Origin of the sequence: Bradyrhizobium genomosp. I (2014) (assembly GCF_000261685.1) — a bacterium.
Classification (GTDB): domain Bacteria; phylum Pseudomonadota; class Alphaproteobacteria; order Rhizobiales; family Xanthobacteraceae; genus Bradyrhizobium.
The window spans coordinates 17,236-28,325 of sequence record NZ_AJQE01000222.1; the positions used below are offsets into that span (position 1 = coordinate 17,236).

General features: G+C 66.4%; 7 protein-coding genes. All 7 read left to right on the plus strand.

Annotated elements, in window-relative coordinates; all coding sequences use genetic code 11:
- Positions 1–108: 108 nt before the first annotated feature.
- Positions 109–627, plus strand: a complete 519-nt coding sequence (gene hpaR, locus IC50_RS21390; protein ID WP_035709278.1) for a homoprotocatechuate degradation operon regulator HpaR — start codon at positions 109–111, stop codon at positions 625–627.
- Between the two features lie 115 nt (positions 628–742).
- On the plus strand, positions 743–1,519 hold the full coding sequence (locus tag IC50_RS21395) for an HpcH/HpaI aldolase family protein (protein WP_035709283.1): 777 nt from the start codon (positions 743–745) through the stop codon (positions 1,517–1,519).
- Positions 1,520–1,618: 99 nt separating this feature from the next.
- Positions 1,619–3,142, plus strand: coding sequence for a UxaA family hydrolase (locus IC50_RS21400; protein ID WP_035709286.1), 1,524 nt, complete (start codon positions 1,619–1,621; stop codon positions 3,140–3,142).
- A 240-nt stretch (positions 3,143–3,382) separates the two neighbouring features.
- Complete coding sequence (locus tag IC50_RS21405) at positions 3,383–3,901, plus strand: PAS domain-containing protein (protein WP_035709289.1); 519 nt, start codon at positions 3,383–3,385, stop codon at positions 3,899–3,901.
- Positions 3,879–5,183 carry a methyl-accepting chemotaxis protein gene (locus tag IC50_RS21410; RefSeq protein WP_035709292.1) on the plus strand — a complete coding sequence of 435 codons (1,305 nt, stop codon included), beginning with the start codon at positions 3,879–3,881 and terminating at the stop codon, positions 5,181–5,183. The genes IC50_RS21405 and IC50_RS21410 overlap by 23 nt, the downstream gene beginning before the upstream one ends.
- 247 nt (positions 5,184–5,430) lie before the next feature.
- Positions 5,431–8,700, plus strand: a complete 3,270-nt coding sequence (locus IC50_RS21415; RefSeq protein ID WP_035709295.1) for a transglutaminase family protein — start codon at positions 5,431–5,433, stop codon at positions 8,698–8,700.
- Between the two features lie 27 nt (positions 8,701–8,727).
- Positions 8,728–11,090, plus strand: a 2,363-nt coding sequence (locus IC50_RS21420) for a circularly permuted type 2 ATP-grasp protein (protein ID WP_035709298.1), incomplete at its 3' end; no start/stop codon positions are given.

Sequence of the window (11,090 nt, forward strand, 5' to 3'; positions counted from 1 at the left end):
TGATCTTACAAATCGTGGTGCCGGGAGATGCTTAACATGTTAAGTGAATGCGTCAAACACAATTTCGGCTTGCTGCACTGCAAACGGTTTGCGGTCTGAAAGGGCGTCATGACCAAGAGATCCGCCGATCCCGCCAACGGAAGCGCGCCCGCCGCACGGCAGGTGCCGATGCGCGACTTCTCGCGCTCGCTGCCGATGTCGCTGCTGCGCGCCCGCGAGGCGGTGATGCGGCAGTTTCGTCCCTCGCTGCGCGAGCACGGCTTGACCGAGCAGCAATGGCGCATCCTGCGCGCACTCGCGGCCATCGAGGCGGCCGAGGTCACGGAACTCGCGCGCACGGCGTTCCTGCTCGGGCCGAGCCTGTCTCGCATCCTGCGCGATCTCGAGGCGCGCAACCTGATCGAGCGCCGGACCGCGAAAGCGGACCAGCGCCGCAGCATGGTCTCCATCTCGAAGGAGGGGGTGAAGCTGATGGCCTCGGTGGCGCCGACCTCGGAGGCGATCTATGCCGAGATCACGCGCCGCTTTGGCGCGCGCAAGCTCGCGGAGTTGCAGGAGATGCTCGGCGAGCTCGAACAGAGTCTGGCGGGGCTCGGAAGCGCGGATGAGACAATAGCCGAGGGGTGAACCCAGATATGCGTGCGTGCGCGGCGAGAGCCATGGACATTCACGCTTATTTTCGCTCAAAGTGCGGCCCAACCCGATCAGCGGCGAGTGAGAGCAACAGGGAAGGAAAGGCAACGTGGCGAACAAAGTCAAAGAGATCTGGAAGTCGGGCAAGGCCGTCGTCAACGCGTGGCTGGCAATTCCCTCCGGCTTTTCGGCCGAGATGGTCGCGCAATGCGGCTTCGACAGCGTCACGGTCGACATGCAGCATGGCGTGCAGGACTATCTCTCGATGGTGCAGTGCTTCCAGGCCATGGACAAGCATCCGATCACGCCGATGGTCCGCGTGCCCTGGAACGAGCCGGGCATCATCGGCAAGGTGCTCGATGGCGGCGCCTATGGCGTGATCTGCCCGATGGTCAACACGCCGCAGGAAGCCCGGAACCTCGTCTCCTATTCCAAATATCCGCCGAAGGGCGTGCGCTCCAACGGCCCGATCCGCGCCGGCATGTACGGCACTGCGGGCTCCTATCAGAAGACGGCCAACGACGAGATCGTGCTGCTGCCGATGATGGAGACCAGAACGGCGGTCGAGAACATGGAAGCGATCCTCGACGTCGAGGGCATCGACGGCGTCTATATCGGCCCGTCCGATCTCGGCTTCTCCTACGGCCTCGAGCCCAAGCTCGATCGCAGCGAACCCGAGATCCTCGCGATCTACGAGAAGATCATCAAGGAGTGCGGCAAGCGCGGCCTCAATCCGGGCATCCATTGCAGCGGCGCCGAAGGCGCGGCGCGCGCCATCAACATGGGCTTCAAGCTGGTGACGCTGTCCAACGAGGTCGGCCTGATGACGACCTACGCCAAGATGCAGGTCAATGCGACCCGCAAGGATTCGGGCGGCAAGGCGTAAGATCTCTCGCGAATGGCGAATGGGGAGTAGCGAATAGGGCTACTCCCTTTTTCCATTCGCTACTCACCATTCGCTACTCGCCTCCGAAGGAGACCTCGCATGACCATCAGCCCCGTCATCCGCCTGCATCCCGATGATGGCGTGCTGATCGCGCGCGCCAGCCTGCCGCCCGGAACATTGGTGGCCGAGGGCGTATCCACGGTCGACCGCATTCCCTCCGGCCACAAGGTCGCGATCAAGCCGATCGCCGTTGGCGAGCCGATCAGGCGCTACGGTCAGATCATCGGCTTTGCCACCCAGGCCATCGCGCCGGGCCAGCACGTGCACACCCAGAACTGCGGCATGGGCGATTTCGCCAAGGACTATGCCTATTGCGCCGACGTCAGGCCGACGCCGAATTTCGACCTGCCGGCGACCTTCGAAGGCATCCGCCGACCGGACGGTCGCGTCGCCACGCGCAACTATATCGGCATTCTCACCTCGGTGAACTGCAGCGCGCATGTCGCGAGCCTCGTCGCCGACGTCTTCAAGAAAAATCCCTTCACCGGCGACAATCCGCTGGCCGACTTCCCCAATGTCGACGGCGTCGTGGCGCTGACCCACAAGACCGGCTGCGGCATGACGCAGAACGAGCCGCTGGCGCTGCTCCGCCGCACGCTGGGCGGCTATGCGCGGCACGTCAACTTCTCCCACGTCATCGTGCTCGGCCTCGGCTGCGAGGTGAACCAGATCGGCGGCCTGATGGAAGAGCAGAAGCTCGCCGGCCGCCTGCGTGCGATGGACATCCAGGAGGTCGGCGGCACTCGGAAGACGGTGGAGGCGGGCATCGCCTTCGTGCGCGAGGCGCTCGCCGACGCTGACAAGGTGAAGCGCGAGACGGTGCCCGCGAGCGAGCTCACCGTGGCGCTGCAATGCGGCGGCTCGGACGGCTATTCCGGCGTTTCCGCCAATCCAGCGCTCGGCGCGGCGAGCGACCTCATCGTGCGTCATGGCGGCACCGTGATCCTGTCGGAGACGCCGGAGACCTACGGCGCCGAGCACCTGCTCACTCGCCGTGCCGTCAGCCGCGAGGTCGGCGAGAAGCTGGTCGACCTGATGCGCTGGTGGGACGAGTACACCGCGCGCGAAGGCGCCGAGATGAACGCCAATCCCAGCCCCGGCAACAAGGCCGGCGGCCTCACCACGATCCTGGAAAAATCGCTCGGCGCGATGGCGAAGGCCGGCACCACCAACCTCGTCGAGGTGCTGCGCTACGCCGAGCCCGTCACCAAGAAGGGCTTCGTCTTCATGGACACGCCCGGTTACGATCCTGTGGCTGCGACCGGACAGGTCGCCGGCGGCGCCAATCTGGTCTGCTTCACCACGGGCCGCGGCAGCGTGTTCGGCTGCAAGCCGGCGCCCTCGATCAAGCTCGCCACCAACACCCCCATGTACAAGCGCATGGAAGAGGACATGGACGTCAATTGCGGCACCATCCTCGAAGGCGAGGAGAGCGTTGCGCAATGCGGCCAGCGCATCTTCGATCTCATCCTCAAGACAGCCTCGGGACAGCCGACCAAGAGCGAGAGCTTCGATTTCGGCGGCGCCGAATTCGCGCCCTGGGTGCTCGGCGCGACGATGTAGTCGCGCTGGGCGAGCGCGGTCGCGCAACGCAATCAGAAGCAGCCGGCAATCGTCGCTCGCGGCCAATTGCGGCATCCGCATGTGATTCGACGCATGCAACAATGGTTCGCTACGTAGTGATACGGAGGTGAGCGTCGCTCGCAAGGGTTCCCCGGCTTACACCTGATTAACACTGTTGCCGTAGACAGAGCCCGATACGGCTCCGCACCGTCGCGTGGCCGGCTTTGAAGGATCGAGCCGATGCAAGCGATACGTCCCACTGGGGTGGAAAATCTCCTCGGTGAGGAGGAGCTGATTGTATCGAAGACCGATCTCAAGGGCCGCATCACCTACGCCAATGATGTCTTCATCCGGATGGCGAAGTACTCGTGGAATGAGCTGATGGGCGCTCCCCACAGCCTGATCCGCCATCCCGACATGCCGCGCGCCGTCTTCAAGCTGCTGTGGGACACGCTCCAATCCAAGCAGGAGATCTTCGCCTACGTCGTCAATCTGGCCAAGGACGGCAGCCATTACTGGGTGTTCGCCCACGTCACGCCGACATTCGACGAGCGCGGCAATATCGTCGGCTATCACTCCAACCGCCGTAAGCCGGATCCAGCGCAGATCGAGCGCATCAAGCCGATCTACAGGACGCTGTGCGCGGAAGAGGCGCGGCATGCCAATGCCAAGGACGGCATGCATGCGAGCTTCGAGGCGATGGTCGGGCTGCTCAAGCAACAGGGTGTCGGTTACGATGAATTTGTGCTCTCTCTCTAAGGCGCAGGGAGCGACCGCGCTCGCGTGTGTTGTTGCCATCGTCGCGTTCGTTCTCTCACTTCTCGGTGTGACCGGAATCACAGGTGCCGCCTTGCTCGGCACGACGGTGGTGCTGCTCGGCTATGCCGTGTGGTGCCAGCATCGCACGGCCGTGGCCGTCGATGAGATCGCCGATGTGTGCCGCAAGGCGGCGCATGGCGATCTGGATGCGCGCATCCTGAGCGAGCGGCAGGCCGGGCGGATCGGGACGATCCAGAAATCCGTCAACGACATGCTCGACATCGCCGACGCCTTCGTCCGCGAGGCTTCGGCTTCGATGGACTATGCGAGCCGCGGCAAGTATTTCCGCAAGATCCTCGCGCGGGGGCTGCCCGGCTCGTTCCGCCGCTCGGCGGTCGTCATCAATGCCGGCACCGACAGCCTTGGCCGCCGCGTTGTGGAGATCGCCGGCCTCGCGCGGGAGTTCGGCACGCATCTCGACGCGGTTGCAGGCGGCCTCATGGGCGCCGCGACCGATCTCGAATCCGATGCCGGGCGGATGGCGGCGGCGGCGGAGAAGACCAGCCAGGAGACCTCCGGCGTGCTCAGTGCGTCCGACCAGGCTTCACGCAACGTCGCCACCGTTGCCAGCGCCGCGGAGCAACTCGCCTCATCGATCGCCGAGATCAACCGCCAGGTGGCCGGCTCGACCGCGAGCACCGGGCGGGCGGTGAACGAAGCCAATCGCGCCGGCAGCGAGATCCGCATGCTTGCGGGCGCCGCGATGCAGATCGGCGACGTCGTCAAGCTGATCAGCGAAATCGCCGAGCAGACCAACCTCCTGGCGCTCAACGCCACGATCGAGGCCGCCCGTGCGGGCGAGGCCGGCCGCGGCTTCGCGGTGGTGGCCTCCGAGGTCAAGAGCCTCGCCAACCAGACCGCGAAAGCGACCGAGGAGATCAGCGCCAAGGTCGGCGAGATGCAGCAATCGACCACTAATTCGGTTGCGGCCGTCGAAGCGATCGCGCAGACCATCGCCGAGATCAACGGCATCACCGCCTCGATTGCGGCTTCCATCGAGCAGCAGGGGGCTGCGACACGCGAGATCGCCCGCAACGTTCACGAAGCTTCCGCCGGCACCTCGCAGGTGTCCTCCAACGTCACCGGCATCAGCGAAGCCGCCGCCGATACGGGCCGCGTTGCCAGCCGCGTCAACAGCGCCTCCGAGCGCGTCCACGGCGAAGTCGAGACGCTCCGCCGCGAGGTGACGCAGTTTTTGCAGCGGCTGACCTCGGCGGCGTAACGTTTCCCAAAAAAGGTCGTCATGCCCGGGCTTGTCCCGGGCATCCACGTTCTTTGGCGCGGCAAACGAAGGCCGTGGATGGCCGGGACGAGCCCGGCCATGACGCTGTGGAATGATCATCGCGCTGAATTATGACGTCGAATGCCATCGCAGGGATACTTCCTAGGCACCCTCTGCCCGTTGTTAGTGCTTGATCGCGCTGAGCTCAGGTGTTCTGCTCAAAAAAGCTGCTGGAGCATCGCACCCCGTGTCGATCTACGTCGCATTACACCACGTCACGCACTACAAATACGACCGCCCGATCGACCTTGGCCCGCAGACCATCCGGCTGCGGCCGGCGCCGCATACCCGCACGCCGATCCTGAGCTATTCGCTCAAGGTCACGCCCTCCAATCATTTCGTGAACTGGCAGCAGGACCCGCAAGGCAACTGGCTCGCGCGCTATGTCTTTCCGGAGAAGACCACCGAGCTGAAATTCGAGGTCGACTTCACGGCGCAGATGACCGTGGTCAACCCGTTCGACTTCTTCGTCGAGCCCTATGCCGACAGTTTTCCATTCGACTATCCGAAGGACCTGAAGACCGAGCTCGCGCCTTATCTCGAGACCATCAAGCCCGATCGCCTGTTCTCCAAATTTCTCGACTCGATCCCGCAGGAAGCTCCGAACACAGTCAACTTCCTGGTCGAGCTCAATCGCGAGCTCCAGAAGAAGGTCCGCTACATCATCCGCATGGAGCCGGGCGTGCAGACGCCGGAAGAGACGCTTGCCTCCTGCGCAGGATCGTGTCGCGACTCTGCCTGGCTGCTGATCCAGACGTTTCGCCATCTCGGCCTCGCCGCCCGCTTCGTCTCCGGCTATCTGATCCAGATCCGTCCCGACATCGATCCGATCGAGGGACCGCCCGAAGTCGAGAACGATTTCACCGATCTGCACGCCTGGGCCGAGGTCTATCTGCCGGGCGCGGGCTGGATCGGATTCGACGCGACCTCCGGCATGCTCGCGGGCGAGGGGCACATCCCGGTCGCTGCCACGCCACATTATCGCTCGGCGGCGCCGATCTCCGGTGGGGCCGGCTTTGCCGAGGTCGAGTTTGCCTTCGACATGAGCGTCCGCCGCATCCGCGAAGCGCCGCGCATCACAAAACCGTTCTCCGACGAATCCTGGGCGCGGCTCAACGATCTCGGCGAGCAGGTCGACGGCGATCTCGCGAGCCAGGACGTACGCCTCACCATGGGCGGCGAGCCGACCTTCGTCTCGGTCGACGATCTCGAGGCGGGCGAGTGGAATACGGAAGCCGTCGGCCCGACCAAGCGGGCGCTCGGCGACGACCTGATCCGCCGCTTGCGCACGCGCTTCGCGCCGGGCGGCCTGCTGCATTACGGCCAGGGCAAATGGTATCCGGGCGAGAGCCTGCCGCGCTGGGCCTTCGGCCTCTACTGGCGCAAGGACGGCGTGCCGATCTGGAAGAACGCCGACCTCATCGCCAAGATCGAGAATCCGCGCCGCGCCGAGGTGAAGGACGCCGAGGCCTTCATGGAAGGCACGGCGGCCCGGCTCGGCCTCGATGCCGGCTACATCATGCCGGCGTATGAGGATGCCGCGTACTGGCTCCAGAAGGAGGCTGAGCTCCCCGTCAACGTCGACCCCTCCGATTCCAAACTATCGGATCCGGAAGCCCGCGCGCGGATGGCGCGCGTGTTCAACGAGGGCCTCAACACACCGCGCGGCTTCGTGCTGCCGGTGCAGCGCTGGAACGCTCCGCCGCGCTGGCGCAGCGAGCGATGGCAACTCCGGCGCAATCATCTGTTCCTGATGCCCGGCGATTCGCCTCTCGGCCTGCGCCTGCCGATCGGGTCGCTCGGTTACGTCCCGCCCAACCAATATCCCTACATCGTCGAGCAGGACCCGATGGCGGCGCGGGACAAGCTGCCGGTGTTCACGCTCGCCGCGCGTCCGGAATCCCCGCCACGGGCCGCGCCCGAGCATCTCAACACCTCCGTCCCGGTGCGCACCGCGATGTCGGTCGAAGTCCGCGACGGCGTGCTCTGCGCCTTCATGCCGCCGGTCGAGCGCATCGAGGACTATCTCGAACTGGTTGCCGTGCTCGAAGCCACCGCGGAGGAGATGCAGCTACAGGTCCATGTCGAGGGCTATCCGCCGCCGTTCGATCCGCGCATCGAGGTGATCAAGGTTACGCCCGACCCTGGTGTCATCGAGATCAACATCCAGCCGGCGAAGAGCTGGCGCGACGCGGTGGAGATCACCTCCGGACTCTACGAGGATGCAGCGAAGGTGCGACTCGGCGCCAACCGCTTCTTGGTCGATGGCCGTCACACCGGCACCGGCGGCGGCAATCACGTCGTGGTCGGCGGCTCCAGCCCACAGGACTCGCCGTTCCTGCGCCGGCCCGATCTCTTGAAGAGTCTGGTCTTGTACTGGCAGCGCCATCCGTCGCTGTCCTATTTCTTCTCCGGCCTGTTCATCGGCCCGACCAGCCAGGCACCGCGCATCGACGAAGCCCGGCACGACAGCATCTACGAACTCGAGATCGCGCTCTCGCACGTGCCGCCGCCGGGCTATCAGACGCCGCTCTGGCTGGTGGACCGGCTGTTCCGTCATCTGCTTGTCGACATCACCGGTAACACCCACCGCGCCGAGATCTGCATCGACAAGCTCTATTCGCCGGAAGGGCCCACGGGGCGGCTCGGCCTGGTCGAATTCCGCGCGCTCGAGATGCCGCCGGATCCGCGCATGTCGCTGGCGCAGCAGCTCCTGATCCGCGCGCTGATCGCGAAGTTCTGGCGCGAGCCGCTGGGAGGCAAGTTCGTGCGCTGGGGCACCGCGCTGCACGACCGGTTCATGCTGCCGCATTTCATCTGGGAAGATTTTCAGGACGTGCTCACCGAGCTGAAGCAATCAGGCTATCCGTTCGAGCCGGAATGGTATCTGGCCCAGCTCGAGTTCCGCTTTCCCGCCTTCGGCCGGGTTCATCATGGCGGCGTGACGCTGGAGCTGCGCCAGGCGCTGGAGCCCTGGCACGTGCTCGGCGAGGAGGGCTCGGCCGGCGGCACCGTGCGCTATGTCGATTCATCGGTCGAGCGGCTCCAGGTCAAGGCGGAGGGCTTCGTCGAAGGCCGCCACATCGTGACCTGCAACGGTCGCCGCCTGCCGATGACCCCGAGCGGCCGCTCGGCGGAGGCCGTGGCCGGCGTCCGCTTCAAGGCCTGGCAGCCGGCCTCCGGCCTGCACCCGACCATCCCCGTTCACGCGCCCCTGACCTTTGATCTGATCGACACCTGGAACGGCCGCTCGCTCGGCGGCTGCGTCTATCACGTCGCCCATCCCGGCGGCCGCAGCTACGACACCAAGCCGGTCAACACCTATGAGGCCGAGGCGCGGCGGCTGGCGCGCTTCCAGGACCACGGCCATACCCCGGGTCCGATGCAGCCGCCGCCCGAGGAACGCACAAATGAGTTTCCGTTGACCCTCGACTTGCGGACCCCGCTCCTGCAATGAGTAGAATGCGGGGGCAAGGAGACGCGCATGGGCGAGGGCGCAGCCGAACAGGACGACAAGGCGGGAAAGGCGCAAGATCAGCGTGAAGCCCGGCGCCGCCTCGCGCAATGGGTCCGCGACTATAGCCGCCTGCCCGGTATCCCCGACGAGTTCTTGGGCCCGGACGGCGCCCCGCGCGCGGTCTGGAGCCGCTTCTTCGATGCCTTTGGCGCGCTGGCGCCCGACGAGATCGAGCGGCGTTTCGGCATGGCCGACCGCCATCTCCGCGAGGCCGGCGTCACCTACCGCGCGCCCGGCGACAGCGCCGACCGGCCCTGGTCGATCAGCCATCTGCCGCTTTTGATCGATGAGGCCGACTGGCAGCAGCTTTGCGCCGGCATCACCCAGCGCGCCGATCTGCTGGAGCGGGTGCTGCGCGACATCTATGGCGAGGGCCGGCTCGTTGCCGAAGGAGCGCTGCCGGCGGCCGCGATCGCCGGCAGCCCCGAATATCTCCGTGCCGTCTGCGGCGTACCGCCGCCGGGCGGGCGCTATCTCTCGCTCTATGCCGCCGATGTCGGCCGCGGCCCCGACGGCCGCTGGTGGGTGCTCGGCGACCGCACCCAGGCGCCATCGGGCGCGGGCTACGCGCTGGAGAACCGCCTGGTGCTCTCGCGCGCCTTCTCCGACCTCTACAAGTCGATGAACGTGCCGCGTGTCGCGCCGTTCTTCGAGGCGTTCCGCGACAGCCTTCGTGCGCGCGCCGACCGCGACGAGCCGCGGATCGGCGTGCTCACCCCCGGCAGCTTCAGCGAGACCTATTTCGAGCATGCGACGCTGGCGCGCTATCTCGGCTTCCTGCTGGTCGAGGGCGACGACCTCGCGGTCAGCGACAACCGCGTCCACATCCGTACCGTCGCCGGCCTGAAGCGGCTGGATGTGCTCTTGCGGCGGGTGGATTCCAACTCGCTCGATCCGCTCGAACTCGATGCCTCCTCGCGGCTCGGCGTTCCCGGCCTGATCGATGTGCTGCGCAAGGACGGCGTCGTCGTCGCCAACATGCCGGGCTCGGGCGTATTGGAGGCGCGGGCGCTGCTCGGCTTCCTGCCGGCGCTGAGCCGACGCCTGCTCGGCGAAGACCTGAAGATGCCGCACATCGCGACCTGGTGGTGCGGCCAGCGCGCGGCGCGCGACGAGGTGCTGGCGCGGCTCGACGAGGTCGCGATCGAAGGCGCCTACCGGCGCGGCGTTCCCGGCTTCGACAGCAATGGTCCGGTGCTCGCGAGCGAGCTGGATGCCGCCGACCGCCAGCGCCTGGTCGACGCCATCACCGCGCGCGGCATGGACTATGTCGGCCAGGAAGTGGTGCGGCTCTCGACCATGCCGGTGTGGGAGCAGGGCCTGCTCACCCCGCGTCCTTTCGTGCTGCGCGTGTTCGCGGCCGCCACGCCCGATGGCTGGGCCATCATGCCCGGCGGATTCTGCCGGATCGCCGAGCAGGCCGATGCGCGCGCGGTGTCGATGGGCGACGGCGCGCGTGCCGCCGACGTCTGGGTGGTCTCCGACAAGCAGGTCCCGACCGCGACGCTGCTGCCGGCGACCGACAAGGTACGCATCCGCCGCATCGCCGGCGTGCTGCCGAGCCGTGCCGCCGACAATCTGTTCTGGCTCGGCCGCTATCTCGAACGCGCCGAGGCGACGCTGCGGCTGGTCCGCGCGCTGGGCTCGCCGAGCGGGCCCAACAAGGGTACCGCGGCCTCGGCGCAATCGGCCGAACGCATCCAGCGCCTGCTGGTGGCCTGGGGCGCGATCTCGCAGACGTCGCGGGCGGCTGCCGGGCGCATCACTGCGGAGGCGTTGCAGGGCGAGGAGCGTTTCGGCTCGGCGCTGTCGCTGGTGCGCGCAGCCCAGCGCACGGCGACCTCCTTGCGCGAGCGGCTGTCGCCCGATGCCTGGCAGGTCATCACCGAGATGGCCGAGCGTTTGGCCTACGAGGTCGAGGACGACGACAGCGTGTTGAGCGCAGCCGAGCTGACCCTGCAGGAGCTTGCGAGTTTCGCAGGCCTCGCGCAGGAGAACATGAATCGCGCCGCCGGCTGGCGCTTCCTCGACATCGGACGCCGCATCGAACGCGCCATCAATACCACGCGCTTCACGCGGCAATTCGCCTATGACGAGGCCGGCGACGAGGATCTCGACATTCTCCTGACGCTGGTGGATTGCCAGATCACCTACCGTTCGCGTTATCTGCTGGCGCCGATCCTGGCGCCGGTGCGCGACCTCGCCGTGCTCGACGGCTACAATCCGCGGTCGGTGGCGTTCCAGGTGACGACGCTGAACGAGCACATTGCCGCGCTGCCGAGCCTGAAGGAGCACGGCCTGATCGAGAAGCCGCAACGTCTCCCCGCCGC

Bases quoted from the DNA above. Each gene is read 5' to 3' on its own strand.
- IC50_RS21405 (WP_035709289.1), top strand. From the start codon at position 3,383: ATGCAAGCGATACGTCCCACTGGGGTGGAAAATCTCCTCGGTGAGGAG.
- hpaR (WP_035709278.1), top strand. From the start codon at position 109: ATGACCAAGAGATCCGCCGATCCCGCCAACGGAAGCGCGCCCGCCGCA.
- IC50_RS21410 (WP_035709292.1), top strand. From the start codon at position 3,879: ATGAATTTGTGCTCTCTCTCTAAGGCGCAGGGAGCGACCGCGCTCGCG.
- IC50_RS21400 (WP_035709286.1), top strand. From the start codon at position 1,619: ATGACCATCAGCCCCGTCATCCGCCTGCATCCCGATGATGGCGTGCTG.